The 16,864-nt window shown below is 54.1% G+C and carries 12 protein-coding genes and 2 pseudogenes; 8 read left to right on the top strand and 6 right to left on the bottom strand.

Going from position 1 to position 16,864, the window contains the following annotated elements:
- The first annotated feature begins 88 nt into the window (after nt 1-88).
- Complete coding sequence (gene ridA, locus SBG_RS20335) at nt 89-475, top strand: 2-iminobutanoate/2-iminopropanoate deaminase (RefSeq protein WP_000047540.1); 387 nt, start codon at nt 89-91, stop codon at nt 473-475.
- A gap of 160 nt (nt 476-635) precedes the next feature.
- On the opposite strand, the gene mgtA is transcribed toward ridA, so the two are convergent.
- Nucleotides 636-3,344, bottom strand: a complete 2,709-nt coding sequence (mgtA, locus tag SBG_RS20330) for a magnesium-translocating P-type ATPase (protein WP_015703113.1) — start codon at nt 3,342-3,344, stop codon at nt 636-638.
- Between the two features lie 138 nt (nt 3,345-3,482).
- A complete protein-coding gene (mgtL, locus tag SBG_RS23530) occupies nt 3,483-3,536 on the bottom strand; it encodes a mgtA regulatory leader peptide MgtL (RefSeq protein WP_152687197.1) in 54 nt (17 codons plus the stop codon).
- 189 nt (nt 3,537-3,725) lie between these two features.
- On the opposite strand from mgtL, the gene treR reads away from it, so the two are divergent.
- The 7 genes and pseudogenes from treR (at nt 3,726) to SBG_RS20290 (ending at nt 11,891) form a co-directional block, all read left to right on the top strand.
- Nucleotides 3,726-4,673 carry a trehalose operon repressor TreR gene (treR, locus tag SBG_RS20325; RefSeq protein ID WP_001181295.1) on the top strand — a complete coding sequence of 316 codons (948 nt, stop codon included), beginning with the start codon at nt 3,726-3,728 and terminating at the stop codon, nt 4,671-4,673.
- 137 nt (nt 4,674-4,810) lie between these two features.
- A complete protein-coding gene (treB, locus tag SBG_RS20320) occupies nt 4,811-6,229 on the top strand; it encodes a PTS trehalose transporter subunit IIBC (protein WP_000048816.1) in 1,419 nt (472 codons plus the stop codon).
- Between the two features lie 49 nt (nt 6,230-6,278).
- Nucleotides 6,279-7,931 carry an alpha,alpha-phosphotrehalase gene (treC, locus tag SBG_RS20315; protein WP_001025028.1) on the top strand — a complete coding sequence of 551 codons (1,653 nt, stop codon included), beginning with the start codon at nt 6,279-6,281 and terminating at the stop codon, nt 7,929-7,931.
- Nucleotides 7,932-8,337: 406 nt separating this feature from the next.
- The gene (gene nrdD / locus SBG_RS20305; RefSeq protein ID WP_000187812.1) at nt 8,338-10,476 is read left to right on the top strand and encodes an anaerobic ribonucleoside-triphosphate reductase; all 2,139 of its coding nucleotides are present in this window, start codon (nt 8,338-8,340) and stop codon (nt 10,474-10,476) included.
- A gap of 159 nt (nt 10,477-10,635) precedes the next feature.
- On the top strand, nt 10,636-11,100 hold the full coding sequence (gene nrdG / locus SBG_RS20300; RefSeq protein WP_001199276.1) for an anaerobic ribonucleoside-triphosphate reductase-activating protein: 465 nt from the start codon (nt 10,636-10,638) through the stop codon (nt 11,098-11,100).
- A 133-nt stretch (nt 11,101-11,233) separates the two neighbouring features.
- A pseudogene (gene vapB, locus SBG_RS22365) lies at nt 11,234-11,494 on the top strand (type II toxin-antitoxin system VapB family antitoxin); the annotation flags it as partial.
- A 14-nt stretch (nt 11,495-11,508) separates the two neighbouring features.
- Nucleotides 11,509-11,891, top strand: a pseudogene (locus tag SBG_RS20290) (type II toxin-antitoxin system VapC family toxin).
- Between the two features lie 60 nt (nt 11,892-11,951).
- On the opposite strand, the gene SBG_RS20285 reads toward SBG_RS20290, so the two are convergent.
- From SBG_RS20285 to SBG_RS20270, 4 genes are read right to left on the bottom strand one after another with little or no spacing between them, the layout of a single operon-like run.
- Nucleotides 11,952-13,865 (bottom strand): BglG family transcription antiterminator, encoded by a 1,914-nt coding sequence (locus SBG_RS20285; RefSeq protein ID WP_001212157.1) that lies wholly within the window; start codon nt 13,863-13,865, stop codon nt 11,952-11,954.
- A 16-nt stretch (nt 13,866-13,881) separates the two neighbouring features.
- The gene (dagF, locus tag SBG_RS20280; protein WP_000779268.1) at nt 13,882-14,622 is read right to left on the bottom strand and encodes a 2-dehydro-3-deoxy-phosphogluconate aldolase; all 741 of its coding nucleotides are present in this window, start codon (nt 14,620-14,622) and stop codon (nt 13,882-13,884) included.
- Entirely contained in the window at nt 14,619-15,737 is a 1,119-nt protein-coding gene (locus SBG_RS20275; RefSeq protein ID WP_001139164.1) for a DgaE family pyridoxal phosphate-dependent ammonia lyase, read from the bottom strand. Before SBG_RS20275 ends, dagF begins: the two co-directional genes overlap by 4 nt.
- Nucleotides 15,721-16,854, bottom strand: coding sequence for an amidohydrolase/deacetylase family metallohydrolase (locus SBG_RS20270; protein WP_000459959.1), 1,134 nt, complete (start codon nt 16,852-16,854; stop codon nt 15,721-15,723). Before SBG_RS20270 ends, SBG_RS20275 begins: the two co-directional genes overlap by 17 nt.
- Between the last annotated feature and the right edge of the window lie 10 nt (nt 16,855-16,864).

Below are 16,864 nucleotides of genomic sequence, written 5' to 3'. Positions count from 1 at the left end.
TTCTGGCTCCCTATAATGACGGGACATCAGGCTGCGTCCCTTAATCACATGATGCAGCCATACTTACCGCTGTAATTCAGGAGAAATCATGAGCAAAACTATCGCGACGGAAAATGCACCCGCAGCTATCGGTCCATACGTTCAGGGCGTAGATCTGGGCAGCATGATCATCACTTCCGGTCAGATCCCGGTTGATCCGAAAACCGGCAGCGTACCGGAAGACGTGTCCGCTCAGGCGCGTCAGTCGCTGGATAACGTTAAAGCTATTGTGGAAGCTGCCGGCCTGAAAGTAGGCGACATCGTGAAAACGACCGTATTCGTAAAAGATCTGAACGACTTTGCGACTGTTAACGCCACCTACGAAGCCTTCTTTACCGAGCACAACGCCACCTTCCCGGCGCGTTCCTGCGTGGAAGTCGCACGTCTGCCAAAAGATGTCAAAATTGAGATCGAAGCGATCGCGGTTCGTCGCTAATTTCGATGCAGTATGAAGAAAGGCAGCCAGTGGCTGCCTTTTTTGTTTGGCTGTGGCGTTTTCAACATCCCCCCTGTAGGCCGGATAAGGCGAAGCCGCCATCCGGCAACCTGCGCCATTCTGCCTGATGGCGCTTCGCTTATCAGGCCTACAATCGAGGTTACTGCCAGCCATAACGCCGGCTATAAAAGCCTTTCACCAGTTGGGTTAACGTCATATAGCCTGCCAGAATCGCAATCAGCCACGGGAAATAGCTCAGCGGCAGCGCCTGCAATTGCAGGTAAGACGCCAGCGGCGAGAATGGCAACGAAATCCCTACCACCATCACCAACAGCGTCATCGCCATCAGCGGCCAGGCGGCACGACTTTGAATAAACGGCAGGCGACGGGTACGGATCATATGCACAACCAGCGTTTGCGACAGTAATCCCACCACAAACCAGCCGGACTGGAACAAGGTTTGCGCTTCTGGCGTATTCGCATGAAAGACCCACCACATCAGACAAAACGTCAGAATGTCGAAAATCGAGCTGATCGGACCGAAGAAGATCATAAAGCGTCCCAAATCCGCCGGATTCCAGCGCTGCGGCTTTTGAATTTGTTCTTCGTCGACATTATCAAACGGAATCGCCACCTGGGATACATCGTACAGCAGGTTTTGAATCAGCAAATGCAGCGGCAGCATCGGCAGGAACGGCAAAAAGGCGCTCGCCACCAGCACGCTAAACACGTTACCGAAGTTTGAGCTGGCGGTCATCTTGATATATTTCAACATATTAGAAAAAGTACGACGACCTTCAATAACACCTTCTTCCAGCACCATCAGGCTCTTTTCCAGCAGGATAATATCGGCAGCTTCACGGGCAATGTCCACCGCGCCATCTACCGAGATACCAATATCCGCCGCCCGCAATGCCGGGGCATCGTTAATCCCGTCGCCCATAAAACCGACCACATGACCCTCACGTTTGAGCAGGGTAACGATGCGCTCTTTATGCATTGGCGTCAGACGCGCAAACAACGTGGTACGCGCGGCCAGCGCCGCCAGCGCGTCATCGCTTAACCCTTCAATATCACTGCCGATGACGACGTCGCCCGCATCCAGCCCGACTTCATGACAGACTTTCGCCGCTACCAGCTCGCTGTCGCCGGTGAGAATTTTCACCGTAATCCCGCTCGCCTTCAGCGCTTTCAACGCCGGCGCGGTGGTCTCTTTCGGCGGATCAAGAAAAGCGATATACCCTTCCAGGATCAGGTCGGACTCATCAATACGCTGGTAATCGCCCTCACGCGCAGGCAGATATTTGGTGGCAACGGCGACCACACGTAGCCCCTGGCGGTTCAGCGTATCGGTCACGCGTTTTACCCGACGCAGCATATTGTCGTCCAGCGGCACAATATCGCCGTTGTGGCGCACCTGAGTACACACGTTCAGGATCTCCTGTAACGCGCCTTTACAGACCAGTTGATGCACGTTCGAATCTTCGGCCACCACCACCGACATCCGGCGACGCTCAAAATCAAAAGGGATCTCATCGATTTTCTGCCAGCGCCCGGAGAGCTGGCGCGCGGCGGTTTCGTCTACTCCCTCCAGGACCGCCGTATCCAGCAAATTTTTTAGGCCAGTCTGATAGTGGCTGTTCAGCCAGGCGCAATGCAGTACATGTTCGCTGGGTTTACCAGAGATATCTGTATGATTCTCCAGCACAATTTTATCCTGTGTCAGCGTGCCGGTTTTGTCGGTACACAGAATATCCATCGCGCCGAAGTTCTGAATCGCGTCAAGATGTTTAACAATAACCTTCTGTTTTGACAGCTTCACCGCGCCGCGTGCCAGCGTGGAGGTAACAATCATCGGCAGCATTTCCGGGGTGAGCCCTACCGCGACCGAGAGCGCAAATAGCGCCGCTTCCCACCAGTCACCTTTGGTATAACCATTAATAATCAGAACTACCGGCGCCATGACCAGCATAAAGCGGATCAGCAACATACTGACGCGGCTAATTCCTTTCTGGAAAGCGTTCTGCTCGTTATCTTGTTCCGAGACACGTCCTGCTAATTGACCAAACCAGGTGTCGGCACCCGTCGCCATCACCATTGCCTGTGCCGTCCCGCTGACCACATTCGTTCCCATAAAGCACAATGTGTCACACTCAAGCGGGTTATTTTGCCGCGGCTCGCGGGTCGTCGCTACTTTCTCGACCGGCAAAGATTCCCCGGTCAGCGACGCCTGGGCGACAAACAGATCGCGCGCCTGGATAATCCGTAAATCCGCCGGGATCATATCTCCTGCCGCCAGCTTAATAATATCGCCAGGCACCAGTTGATCGATGGGCAATTCCAGCCAGCCGTTTTCGCCATTTTCATTAATGACCCGCAATACGGTGGCGGTATTACTGACCATTGCTTTTAGCGCATCCGCCGCTTTTGTCGAACGCGCTTCCTGCACAAAGTTCAATAGCGTTGAAATACAGACCATCAGGGCGATAACGCCTGCAGCAAACAGATCCTCTGTGGCATAAGAAATGCCGCCAAGGATCGTCAATAAAATGTTGAACGGATTGCGATAGCATACCCACAGATGCACCCACCACGGCGACGGTTTCTGGGCGGGAAGGCGATTTTCACCATACTGTTCACGCGCGCGCATCACCCCGGCGGCGTTTAATCCCTCCGGATGCGAATCAAAAACGCGCCAGAGCGTCTCCTGTTCCATTGTGGCGACGTTCAGGCAACGTTCGCTCAGCGAAGGCGGGATAGCAGCGTTTGCCGCCGTCTGTGCGCCGGGCAGCGGATCGCGATGAACCAGGCGGTAAGGCAGATGACGATTGAGCCGGATAAAAAGCTGGCGGGTAATGGTTTTTAGCATAGGTAATCCCTCCGCGCCGACATCTGGCGCAGAAAATTCTTCAGGCACGGCAACGCCTTGCCCAATGAACAATTTCTAGATAAAAACAGGGACGTTACGTGTCACTGTCTTACTCCCGGTAAGACAGCAAAGGCAGGCTTACCGGAAAAGGAACATTCTCCAACACGGGAGAGGGGTGGGTTCAGGGTCCATATCGCCTCCGGTAAGTGAATAATTTGCGCCGCGGATTATACGCATAAATCCATAAGTTTTGTGGCAATTATGGCGGTATCATACTGTTACATAACTAAACCAACGATAAACCAGACTTTGCCCATTGCCCTTCGCTTGAGTAAAGTTACTCTTTTTGTCATCACCAGCTTCGCGCCACGGGAATACAGGATGCAAAATCGGCTCACTATTAAAGACATCGCCCGCCTGAGCGGCGTAGGAAAATCAACGGTTTCCCGCGTACTGAATAATGAAAGCGGCGTCAGCGAGCGTACCCGCGAACGTGTCGAAGCGGTGATGAATCAACATGGTTTCTCCCCTTCCCGCTCCGCCCGCGCGATGCGGGGACAAAGCGATAAAGTCGTTGCTATTATCGTCACTCGCCTTGATTCGTTGTCTGAAAACCTCGCGGTTCAGACCATGCTGCCTGCGTTTTATGAGCAGGGCTACGACCCTATTATGATGGAAAGTCAGTTCTCACCGACGCTGGTCGCCGAGCATCTGGGAATGCTCAAGCGACGCAACATCGATGGCGTGGTGCTGTTTGGCTTTACCGGCATCACAGAAGAGCTGATCGCCCCCTGGCAAGCTTCGTTGGTACTGCTGGCAAGGGATTCGGCAGGTTTTGCCTCCGTCTGTTACGACGACGAGGGCGCGATTCATCTCCTTATGCAGCGACTGTATGAGCAGGGCCACCGCAACATTAGTTTCCTGGGGGTTCCCCATAGCGACGTCACGACCGGCAAACGTCGGCATGACGCATACCTGGCGTTTTGTAAAAAACACAAACTTCATCCCGTCGCCTCCCTGCCCGGCCTGGCCATGAAGCAGGGTTATGAGCACACGGCGAGCGTTATCATGCCGGATACCACGGCGTTAGTCTGCGCCACCGATACGCTGGCGCTGGGCGCCAGTAAGTATTTGCAGGAGCAGCGTATTGAGACACTGCAACTGGCAAGCGTAGGTAATACGCCGCTGATGAAATTCCTGCACCCGGAGATCGTTACTGTCGATCCAGGCTATGCTGAAGCCGGACGGCAGGCAGCTTCGCAGCTGATCGAACAGATCAATGGCCGCTGCGATCCGCGCCGGATCGTCATTCCATCAACCCTCGCCTGAGTGGCTGGTTAAACCGAATATCACAGGTAATTTGTGATCGTTGCTGTATTTCGGGAACGTTCCCATTTTTAAACCACGGTTGAAGAGATACTCTTGCGCCAACCAATAACATACCTCCTCTGCCATGAGGCTTTACGATGAGCAAAGTAAAACAAGCCGATATCGACCGGCTGATCGACCTGGTCGGCGGGCGCGACAACATCGCGACAGTGAGCCACTGTATTACTCGCCTGCGCTTTGTCCTCCACCAGCCCGCGAACGCCAGGCCAAAAGAGATCGAACAGTTGCCGATGGTCAAAGGCTGCTTCACCAATGCCGGTCAGTTTCAGGTGGTAATTGGTACCGACGTCGGCGATTACTATAACGCGCTGCTGGAGACCACCGGCAAAGCGTATGCCGATAAAGAGCAGGCGAAAAAAGCCGCTCGCCAGAACATGAAATGGCATGAGCAGTTAATTTCCCACTTTGCGGAGATCTTTTTTCCGCTGTTGCCGGCGTTGATTAGCGGCGGCCTGATCTTAGGCTTTCGCAACGTGATCGGCGATGTGCCACTGAGCAATGGCCAAACGCTGGCGCAGATGCATCCGGCGCTAAAAACGCTTTACGATTTTTTATGGTTGATCGGTGAGGCGATCTTCTTCTATCTGCCGGTGGGGATCTGCTGGTCGGCGGTGAAAAAAATGGGCGGCACGCCGATTCTCGGCATCGTGCTGGGCATCACGCTGGTATCCCCACAGTTAATGAATGCCTATCTGCTGGGCCAGCAAACGCCGGATGTCTGGAATTTCGGCCTGTTTAGTATCGAAAAGGTAGGCTACCAGGCACAGGTTATCCCGGCGTTACTGGCGGGACTGGCGCTTGGGTTTATTGAGACGCGGTTAAAGCGCATCGTGCCGGATTATCTCTACCTGGTGGTCGTTCCGGTCTGTTCGTTGATTCTGGCCGTCTTTCTCGCTCACGCCTTTATCGGCCCTTTTGGTCGTATGATCGGCGACGGCGTGGCCTTTGCGGTACGTTATCTGATGACCGGCAGTTTCGCCCCGATAGGCGCGGCGCTGTTCGGCTTCCTCTATGCCCCGCTGGTCATTACTGGCGTACACCAGACAACGCTTGCTATCGATATGCAGATGGTCCAGAGCATGGGGGGGACGCCAGTCTGGCCGCTGATTGCGCTATCGAATATCGCGCAGGCCTCCGCCGTGGTGGGCATCATCATCTCCAGCCGTAAACACAATGAACGCGAGATCTCCGTTCCTGCCGCCATTTCCGCTTATCTGGGCGTCACCGAACCAGCGATGTACGGTATCAACCTGAAATATCGTTTCCCGATGCTCTGCGCGATGATCGGCTCCGGGTTGGCAGGGTTGCTCTGTGGTCTGAACGGCGTCATCGCCAACGGTATCGGCGTGGGCGGTCTGCCTGGCATCCTGTCGATACCGCCGCGCTACTGGCAGGTGTACGGCATGGCGATGGCTATCGCGATCGTTATCCCCCTGATCCTGACGACCTTTATCTATCAGCGTAAGCATCGTCAGGGCACATTACAAATTGTCTAATTCTTCTTCGGGGCGCAGTTGCGCCCCAACGCGCTTGCAGGAAACAGGTATGAATATTCCCCACTGGTGGCAAAACGGCGTTATTTATCAGATTTACCCAAAAAGTTTTCAGGACACGACGGGTAGCGGCACTGGCGATTTACGTGGCGTCACACAGCGCCTTGACTATCTACAGCGACTCGGCGTAGATGCCATCTGGCTCACGCCGTTTTATATCTCGCCGCAAGTGGATAACGGTTATGACGTCGCAAACTATACGGCTATCGACCCAACCTATGGCACGCTGGATGATTTTGACGAACTGGTCACACAGGCGAAAGCGCGTGGTATTCGCATTATTCTGGATATGGTGTTTAACCATACTTCCACCCAGCACGCCTGGTTTCGCGACGCGCTGAATAAAGAGAGCCCATACCGCCAGTTTTACATCTGGCGCGATGGTACCCCGAATGTCTGCCCAAATAACTGGCAATCCAAATTTGGCGGTAGCGCCTGGCGCTGGCATAGCCAGAGCGAACAGTACTATTTACACCTTTTCGCGCCTGAGCAGGCCGATCTGAACTGGGAAAATCCCGCGGTGCGCGCAGAATTGAAAAAGGTCTGCGAATTCTGGGCGGATCGTGGCGTAGATGGCCTGCGTCTGGACGTAGTGAATCTGATCTCCAAACAACAGGATTTTCCTGACGATCCGCTGGGCGACGGACGCCGCTTTTATACTGACGGACCGCGCGCGCATGAATTTTTGCGCGAAATGAACCGTGACGTTTTCACACCGCGTAATCTGATGACGGTAGGTGAAATGTCCTCTACCACGCTGGAAAACTGCCAGCAATATGCTGCGCTTAACGGCGACGAGCTATCGATGACCTTCAACTTTCATCACCTGAAAGTAGATTACCCCGGCGGTGAAAAGTGGACGCTGGCAAAACCTGATTATGTGGCGCTGAAAGCGCTGTTCCGCCACTGGCAACAGGGGATGCATAACGTCGCCTGGAATGCGCTGTTCTGGTGTAACCACGATCAGCCACGCATCGTCTCGCGTTTTGGCGACGAGGGGCAATATCGGGTGCTGGCGGCCAAAATGCTGGCGATGGTGCTACATGGTATGCAGGGCACGCCTTATATCTATCAGGGTGAAGAGATCGGCATGACTAATCCGCATTTTCGCCGCATTACCGATTACCGCGACGTGGAAAGCCATAATATGTTTGCCGCACTACGCACCGCCGGACGCGAAGCCGACGAGCTATTGGCCATTCTGGCCAGTAAATCTCGCGATAACAGCCGCACGCCGATGCAGTGGGACAGCAGTGACAACGCGGGGTTCACCCACGGCGTGCCGTGGATAAACCTGTGCGACAACTATGCGGAGGTAAACGTTGAAGCGGCATTAAGCGATAAAAACTCCGTGTTTTACACCTATCAAAAGCTGATCGCGCTGCGTAAAACGTACCCCGTACTGATCTGGGGCGATTATCATGATTTTCTCCCGGAGAGCCCGTATCTGTGGTGCTATCGCCGCCAATGGCAGGGTCAAACCCTGCTGGTGGTGGCAAACCTGAGCAAAACATGTCAGGAGTGGCATCCGCCGCATACCAAAGGACAGTGGCAGGCGCTAATGCACAATTATGGCGAGGCGGCCAGCCAGCCAGCCACAATGACACTTCGTCCATTTGAAACCATCTGGTGGTTACAGCGCTAGCGCGACGCCCCTATACGGCTCAACGCCGCAGCCCTGGTGGCGCTGACGGCGTTGGCTTAACTTAGTGACTGTTTCTGTTGAATATTTAATCAGAATTTTCCCGTAAACCTTTACAAACGCTACAGTGCCCGTCATCTGTACGCTCTGATTTTTACTTTGCGCTACATCAATAAAAACGCAAACATCCTTGATGCAAATCACTACATATAGAACTTAAAATGCACGCCGACCCAATATATTGTATTTATCGACTACAATTGCTACAACGACAAGGCTCCGTTAAAACGGATAAATTGTGGATAAGTGGGTCAGGATTGCGGGAAGTCATTGGATAGCGAGATGAATATAACCCAGTGCGCTTCCTCAACCTCTGTGGATAACCTGTTCTTATAAATATGGAGTGATCATGACACCGCATGTGATGAAACGAGATGGCTGTAAAGTGCCATTCAAATCAGAGCGCATTAAAGAAGCCATTCTACGTGCAGCTAAAGCAGCGGGAGTCGACGACGCAGATTACTGTGCTACCGTCGCAGAAGTCGTTAGCAGTCAAATGAACGCTCGCAGTCAGGTCGATATTAATGAGATCCAGACGGCAGTTGAAAACCAACTGATGTCTGGCCCGTATAAACAGCTTGCCCGCGCCTATATTGAGTACCGTCACGACCGTGATATTGAACGTGAAAAACGTGGCCGTCTGAACCAGGAGATTCGTGGCCTGGTTGAGCAAACCAACTCGGCGTTACTGAACGAGAACGCCAACAAAGACAGTAAAGTCATTCCGACCCAGCGCGATCTGCTGGCCGGGATCGTGGCAAAACATTATGCCCGTCAGCATCTGCTGCCGCGCGACGTCGTGCAGGCGCACGAACGCGGCGATATTCACTATCACGATCTCGACTACTCGCCATTCTTCCCGATGTTCAACTGCATGTTGATCGATCTGAAAGGCATGCTGACCCAGGGTTTTAAGATGGGTAACGCCGAGATCGAGCCGCCAAAATCCATTTCAACCGCCACCGCGGTAACGGCACAGATCATCGCTCAGGTCGCCAGCCATATTTATGGCGGCACCACCATTAACCGTATTGATGAAGTACTGGCGCCGTTTGTGACCGCCAGCTTTAACAAACACCGTAACACCGCCGCAGAGTGGCAGATTCCGGATGCGGAAGGCTATGCGCGTTCCCGTACTGAGAAAGAGTGTTACGACGCGTTCCAGTCTCTGGAGTATGAAGTGAACACTCTGCATACCGCCAATGGACAGACGCCGTTTGTCACCTTCGGTTTCGGCCTTGGCACCAGTTGGGAATCACGCCTGATTCAGGAGTCTATCCTGCGTAATCGTATCGCCGGTCTGGGTAAAAATCGTAAAACCGCCGTGTTCCCGAAACTGGTCTTTGCCATTCGTGATGGCCTGAACCATAAGCCTGGCGATTCAAACTACGATATCAAACAACTGGCGCTGGAATGCGCGAGCAAGCGCATGTATCCGGACATTCTGAACTATGATCAAGTGGTCAAAGTCACCGGCTCGTTCAAAACTCCCATGGGATGCCGCAGCTTCCTTGGCGTATGGGAAAACGAAAATGGCGAGCAAATCCACGACGGACGTAACAACCTCGGCGTGATTAGCCTCAACCTGCCCCGCATTGCGCTGGAAGCCAAAGGTAATGAAGAGGCGTTCTGGAAACTGCTTGATGAGCGTCTGGCGCTGGCGCGTAAAGCGCTGATGACCCGTATCGCTCGTCTGGAAGGAGTCAAAGCCCGCGTTGCGCCAATTCTGTATATGGAAGGCGCCTGTGGTGTGCGTCTGAACGCGGACGATGACGTTTCTGAAATCTTTAAAAATGGTCGCGCATCCATTTCGCTTGGCTATATTGGCATCCACGAAACCATTAACGCGCTGTTCGGCAATGAGCATATGTACGATAGCGAGCAGCTTCGCGCTAAAGGCATCGCGATTGTGGAGCGTCTGCGCCAGGCCGTGGATCAGTGGAAAGAAGAGACCGGCTATGGCTTCAGCCTGTACAGCACGCCAAGCGAAAACCTCTGTGACCGCTTCTGCCGTCTGGATACCGCTGAGTTCGGCGTGGTGCCGGGCGTAACCGATAAAGGCTACTACACCAACAGCTTCCACCTCGACGTGGAGAAAAAGGTCAACCCGTACGACAAAATCGATTTCGAAGCGCCGTATCCGCCGCTGGCGAACGGCGGTTTCATTTGCTACGGCGAATATCCGAACATTCAGCATAACCTGAAAGCGCTGGAAGACGTCTGGGATTACAGTTATCAGCATGTACCGTATTACGGCACCAACACGCCGATCGATGAGTGCTACGAGTGCGGTTTTACCGGTGAGTTTGAATGCACCAGTAAAGGCTTCACCTGCCCGAAATGCGGCAACCATGACGCCGCCCGCGTGTCGGTTACCCGTCGCGTTTGCGGCTATTTAGGCAGCCCGGACGCGCGTCCGTTTAACGCCGGTAAGCAGGAAGAAGTGAAGCGCCGCGTTAAGCATTTAGGCAACGGACAGATAGGTTAATTCCGACAGTATTATTGCCCGACGTTACGACGCTTTTCGCAAAGCAATTGGCGCCAGGGCAAGGCGGCAAGCAAGCGAATCCCGGGGAGCTTACATAAGTAAGTAACCCGGGTGAGCGAGCGCAGCCAACACAGTAATGACGTCAATTGAGACGCGAAAATGCAATACCACCAATATTACCCCGTCGACATCGTCAACGGTCCCGGCACCCGCTGCACCCTGTTTGTGTCAGGATGCGTGCATGAGTGCCCAGGCTGCTATAACAAAAGCACCTGGCGGCTCAATTCCGGCCAGCCGTTTACCAAAGAGATGGAAGATAAGATCATTGCCGATCTGAACGACACGCGCATTCACCGTCAGGGGATCTCGCTTTCCGGCGGCGATCCGCTCCATCCACAAAACGTGCCGGATATCCTGAAGCTGGTACAGCGTATTCGCGCCGAATGTCCCGGGAAGGATATCTGGGTGTGGACGGGATATAAGCTTGATGAACTTAATGCCGCGCAAATGCAGGTTGTCGATCTCATCAACGTGCTGGTCGACGGTAAATTTGTGCAGGCTTTGAAAGACCCGGCGCTTATCTGGCGCGGCAGCAGCAACCAGGTGGTGCATCATTTGCGCTAATGCGGGGATACTGGGTCAAAGCCGTTACTCGTCCGCTACTTTTACCCCCTTCTTTCGCCTCCTGCTTACAGGGATATGCATATGCCCATACCTATGTCACCCACAGACATATAATTAACTCCGACACAGGCCTATAACATCACGCCCACAAGAGCAAGGAGACGACCATGGAACCGTATCTGTATTTAAAAATGGCAATAACCGTGCGATCCGTCTTCCACGCGATCTGGATTTTGACGGCGTCAACGAACTTGAAATCTTCCGCGAAGGCGACACGATTATTCTGCGCCCAGCCCGCCCTTCCTGGGGATCGTTCCGTCATGAGGAAAAAGCCAGCCCGGACTTTCTGACGGAGCGCGAAGACATCGTCAGCAATGAGGGACGCTTTGAACTAAGAGTAAAACCTACATGCTGGATACCTGCATCTGTTCTTTCATTATGCGTAAGCAGCCGGAAGCTGTGCTGAAACGCCTTGAACAGACCGTGTTGCGCCGCCATTGTATTGTGGTGTCGGCGATTACCTACGCCGAAATGCGTTTTGGCTGGACGGGCAAAAAGGCCTCGCCGCGCCATGCCCAACTGGTCGATGCATTTTGTAGCCGCCTGGATGCCGTGTTGGCCTGGGACCGGGCGGCAGTGGATGCCACCACAGAGATCCGTGCCGTACTGGCCGCCGCCGGTACGGCAATTGGATCAAACGATGCGGCTATCGCCGGCCACGACTGGTCACTAATAACGTGAGGGAGTTTGAGCGGGTACCGGGTTTGCAGTACGAAGATTGGGTAAAATAACCCGTGCTGGCATACCGACAAGCACATAAATCTTCTTAACAATGACGTGACAAGAAAGTGTCAAAAACGACTCACGCACTCCATTGCGACCGTTTTGAACTCAATGAAATTCCGGCATGCGCAGAGGCGCGTCATGGCGCGTTCGCGCAGGAAAGTGACAAAAATATCGTAGATGGCCATCGCTTCTTCATATTCACTTTTGCTGATGGCGAGTAAAAAAATAACATGCGCCGTTTCATCACCCCAGGTAATCCCCTGCGGCGCGAGCACCGTGTAAACCACCGTTTTCTTCGCCAGCAGCCCCAACGCGTGCGGCAAGGCAATCCCGTCGCCTAATAACGTACTGACGATAGCTTCACGCTCAATAACCGAATCAAGAAACGCGGCATCCACAAAATCTTCATCGCGTAGCTGATCGCATAGCGTTTTAAACAGCGTCTGTTGATCTATTTCACCTTTCACGATCAGGAAATGCGAGGGATCGAAATATTTATCCAGCATCCACGGACGGGTACGATCCACCAGCACCAACTTACCGATCTGCTCCAGTTGATAGTCGGTGGGAAAGGGCGCAATCATAACGACCGGTTTATCTTTTTCACCGATCCGCGCCGTGGAAATCACAAAATCTTCCACAATGCTTTCCCGCGCCTCATAGTCGCGTAGGGTCAGAGTGCGAACAATCTCGATCTGCGGATATTTGCGCGCCAGTACCGCCTCAATCATTCGTACCATTGCATTACCAGCGTCGCATACCAGTAGCACTTTCGGCTGCCGCTGATATCCTATGTTGTAACTACGCTCCAGGCCAACGCCAATATGCAGCACCAGAAAACCGATTTCGTTTTCGCTGATGATATACGGCGTGTATTTTCCCCAGCTTGATATCGCCGCCAACGTCATATCCCACGCCATCGGATAGTGCTGCTTAATATTGTCCAGTAGTGGATTGGGGATCATGATCTGGTAGCGCACCCGGGTGATCATCGTTTTAATATGGGTTAGCAAGTCCGCATGAAGCTGTTTATCATCCAACAGGTTGTAGTTGTACTGGGTATTGATAAAGCTGAGGATATAGTTCACCAGCGCGTCTTCATCATCAGCATTAATGGCGCTGGGGACAATCTCCTGTACCTGGCGGGCAGCAATATGCACCTTCAGCCAGCTCACTTCCGGCGCCGACAGTGGCTTGTCGGTCAGATGTTGTAGCAGTTCCGCAATCTCATGCGCCGCATAGCGCACCTTTTCATCTACCTCTTCCGCTACGCATTCCGATAACGGAAACCCCTCGCAAATACGCCGTACCGCCACCGCGCAGTATAAACGCAGAAATAGCTCGCCCTCATCGGTCAGGCGGATGTGAAAACGTGAGAAAATGTCCGGCAAAAGCGACCGCAGCCGCTGAGACACATCGCTATTCAGCGCCGTCCCGACGACCAGCGGATGGGTCGGCTCCTGCTGCGCCAGCGTCCATAAAAGATCGGTCAGACAGGCGCGAATCGCCATCTCTCCGCCAAACAGTTTCATACCGTGACGCGGACGCGTTTCCAGCGTCAGATGATAACGCAACAAATGCTCGCGCACGTCCGCCATATCATTCTGTAGCGTCGCACGGCTGACGAACCATTCATCCGCTAAATCCTCCAGCTTCAGCGAGAAGGCGGAGGTTAAAAAACGCGCCAGCAAATAGTATATCCGCTCCTGGCTGGTGCGGGGACTGCGCACCAGCGCGGGAGACGGCTGCATTTGCAGGCTCTGGTAACGCGCCGGATCATCAATTTTAAGCTGATAACCGCTGCCGCGGCTGAGGATAAATTGCGCCCCATGCGGCGTTAATAACATATTCAGCGTCGCGATATCTGCCCGGACGGTACGTGTGGAAACCGACAACCGCTGCGCCAGCTCGTCCTGCGGCAGCGCCTCGTTTTGCAGCATTTCAAACAACTGTGCTAAACGTTGGTTGGGGAATCGCACGTTTCTCTCCTCATGGTTAGCCGACACGGGACCGGACGATAGCCAGTAACTGACGCACATCGTCCGGACGGGTGTTGCCGCTCACCTTATCAATAATTGAACTATAAATGTGAGGAATGATTTTGCTTACTCCAGCCTCAAGGGCGATGTGCAAAATCTCGTCGATGTTTTCCAGATCGATACCGCCCGTCGGTTCCAGCCAGAAATCATGGCGGGCGCAGGCCTCAGCCACCGCTTTATATTCATCACGGCAGTTGAGTCCCTCCATTGGAAAGTATTTTATTGAACTGCCGCCCATGTCCTGGAGCAAAGCAATTGCCGTCTCTATCGGTACGATGCCGTCCGGCGCGCGGCTGCTTAGCGGGCCAGTGGAAATTTTCACCCGTCCCGGCGTGCCGGTCGGCGAGACCAGACCATTCACCACCGTCTCAGACTGCCCCAGCAACGCCCGGCTGGTCGCCACGCCGGTAAAGACCTGATTAACATGCTGTGGCTGTACCTGACGGGCAATCTCACTCACCATCACCGACTGGCGCGGATCGCCAGCTCCCAGCCCCACGGAAAGTGCATTATCGATAAGCGCGGCGTATTCGCGCATTTCCACGACTGCGCGTTCAACGTCGGGGTAGTTTTTGGAGAGCACGCCAACCAGCACATGACCTTCCGCCGCTGCGTAGATTTCCCGGGCGTTATCTTTCGAGCCGGCCAGTACATTCAGACAGACGCGATCGCGGTAAAAGTTAGGGGTCAATTTCATGCTTTTTTCTCCTGATGAAGGACATCGGCAATACGCCGCGCCACAATCGCTAACTGCGCGCGATCGACGCTGCGGACATCCGCCTCAATAATTCCGTCGTTGGCTTTGTAGCCGCGGAAATAAATCGCGTATTCACCCTGTTTGAGCGCCTCCACCAGGTCGCCAGTGGCGATGCCGGTTACCGCCTCATCAAATTGGATTTCCGCACGCGCAATATCGCGCCCGGCACTGTCCCACACCACGCGGGCGCTGACGCCATTAAGCGAATTCAGAGTATCGATAAAGGGCGCCATTTTTTCCGCCATCTCCGCCCCGCTCTCTTTTTGTGCCCGCAGATAGAGTTCAATGGCGCAGGTCAGGCCAACAATTCCCTCTTTACCGACCTTCATCGCCCGGCCAATGCCCGCTGACTGGCGTTTTACCCACTCAACGTACTGCGTTTTGCCAATCACCAGCCCGCTGGTCGGCCCTTCAATCGCTTTCGCGCCGCTGTAAATCACCAGACTCGCGCCGGAACGGTAATAGCACTGCAAATCTTCTTCCGCCGCGGCATCCACAATGAGCGGCAGATGGTGTTTACGTGCCACAACGACCGCCTGTTCCACACTCAGCATACTTTTCTGTACGCAGTGGTGAGATTTGATATAGAGAATGGCCGCCGTACGCGGCGTGATAGCCGCCGCCAGTTGCGCAGCGGAACATTCATTAGCATAACCGGCCTCCACCAGTTTGCCGCCGCCCAGCGCCACCATTGTCCCCACCGGCGCGCCAAAGTTGACGTTATGGCCTTTTGGCAAGACGATTTCGTTGTTTTCAATGGCGGTCACATGCAGGTTTTCCAGTAGCCAGTCGCTATCCTGAACCAGTACCGCGGCAACCGACTGGGCGATACCCGCGCTGGCGCAGGAGACCACTGTCGCCCCTTCAACCTCCAGCAATCCCGCAATATACTCGCCGGTCTTATTCACCAGATCTTTCATCTCAAAATACTGATTCATTCCCGCCATCGCCGCTTCTATCACTTCCGGGCGCGGCGTGGAGACACCAAGCGCCGTCATACGCCCGGAGGTGTTAATCACCTGTTTGAGTTTATATTTTTCAAAAATCGAAGGCATATTCCGCGCTCCCTTGTTCGGTCATATAGCCCTTGCCTGCGCGTATCGCGGCAAGCGGCACCAGCAATTCCTCAGCCTGTAAGCTGTCGTTTTCCGCATCCACCAGCACGGTGGGCTGTCGTTTGAGCGTAAAGAGGGTCAGGTCGGCATCCAGACCAGGCTGAAGACGCCCTTTGGTTTTCAGATTCAGGCTATCGGCGGCATTGGCCGTCACGCACGCAATGACCTGCGGCAGCGACATGCCGATGGCAAGGAATTTCGACATCACATTAGCCAGCGAATGCACCGGGCCATTGATGCGATTACGGCAGTAGATATCGGAACTGAGGGTATGCGGTAAAATCCCCAGGCGAATGGCGCATTTCGCTACCGCAAAGCTCAGGCTGGCGGTACCATGTCCGACGTCCAGACGCACGCCGCGCGCCAGCGCCCGTGTGACTGAGGCGCGCAGCTCGCCTTCCGGCGTCAGGATACGGTTCGGCTTACCGTTGTAACAGTGGGTAATGATATCGCCCGCCGTCAGACGCTCCGCTATTTCGTCCAGATCCGGCGGGTTATTGCCAATATGAACCATCAGCGGCAGGTTGCCGTTTTCTTGCTGCATGGCTTTAGCGCGTTGCAGCGGCGTAATACCGTTCTCGCCCACCACGCTGCTGCTCATCCGCGCCTTGAGGCCGACGATAAAATCCGGATGGCGTTTTACCGCCAGCGTTACCGCATTGGCATCAATGTTGTTCATGTCCGCCAGTTCATTCTGAGCTATCAGCCCGACGCGGGAAATATTCAATAGCGCATAAACGTCGGTGATCGCCTGACGGGTCAACGTATAGAAGTCATCAATGTCGTCTGCGCCAGTGCTGCCTGCGTCAACCACCGTGGTCACCCCCGTCGCGATACCGATGCTATCCGGCTCATCGAAATAAATCGGCGATTTGGGGTAGCAGTGGACGTGAGAATCAATCCAGCCGGCGCTGACAAAACAGTCACCGCGTAGATCGAGGGTTTTCACCGCCGGGCCGGAAAGTTGGCCCAGCGCGACAATTTTGCCGTTTTGTAGGGCAATATCGCAGACCGTATCGTCGACCAGTCGCGCATGGCGCAGGAGTAAATCAAACATAACATTTTCC

Origin of the sequence: Salmonella bongori NCTC 12419 (assembly GCF_000252995.1) — a bacterium.
Lineage (GTDB): Bacteria > Pseudomonadota > Gammaproteobacteria > Enterobacterales > Enterobacteriaceae > Salmonella > Salmonella bongori.
This window is presented reverse-complemented; position numbering and strand designations above follow the sequence as displayed.

Coding starts and splice junctions, on each gene's coding strand:
- ridA (WP_000047540.1), top strand. CDS start 89: ATGAGCAAAACTATCGCGACGGAAAATGCACCCGCAGCTATCGGTCCA.
- mgtA (WP_015703113.1), bottom strand. CDS start 3,344: ATGCTAAAAACCATTACCCGCCAGCTTTTTATCCGGCTCAATCGTCAT.
- treR (WP_001181295.1), top strand. CDS start 3,726: ATGCAAAATCGGCTCACTATTAAAGACATCGCCCGCCTGAGCGGCGTA.
- treB (WP_000048816.1), top strand. CDS start 4,811: ATGAGCAAAGTAAAACAAGCCGATATCGACCGGCTGATCGACCTGGTC.
- treC (WP_001025028.1), top strand. CDS start 6,279: ATGAATATTCCCCACTGGTGGCAAAACGGCGTTATTTATCAGATTTAC.
- nrdD (WP_000187812.1), top strand. CDS start 8,338: ATGACACCGCATGTGATGAAACGAGATGGCTGTAAAGTGCCATTCAAA.
- nrdG (WP_001199276.1), top strand. CDS start 10,636: ATGCAATACCACCAATATTACCCCGTCGACATCGTCAACGGTCCCGGC.
- dagF (WP_000779268.1), bottom strand. CDS start 14,622: ATGAAATTGACCCCTAACTTTTACCGCGATCGCGTCTGTCTGAATGTA.
- SBG_RS20275 (WP_001139164.1), bottom strand. CDS start 15,737: ATGCCTTCGATTTTTGAAAAATATAAACTCAAACAGGTGATTAACACC.
- SBG_RS20270 (WP_000459959.1), bottom strand. CDS start 16,854: ATGTTTGATTTACTCCTGCGCCATGCGCGACTGGTCGACGATACGGTC.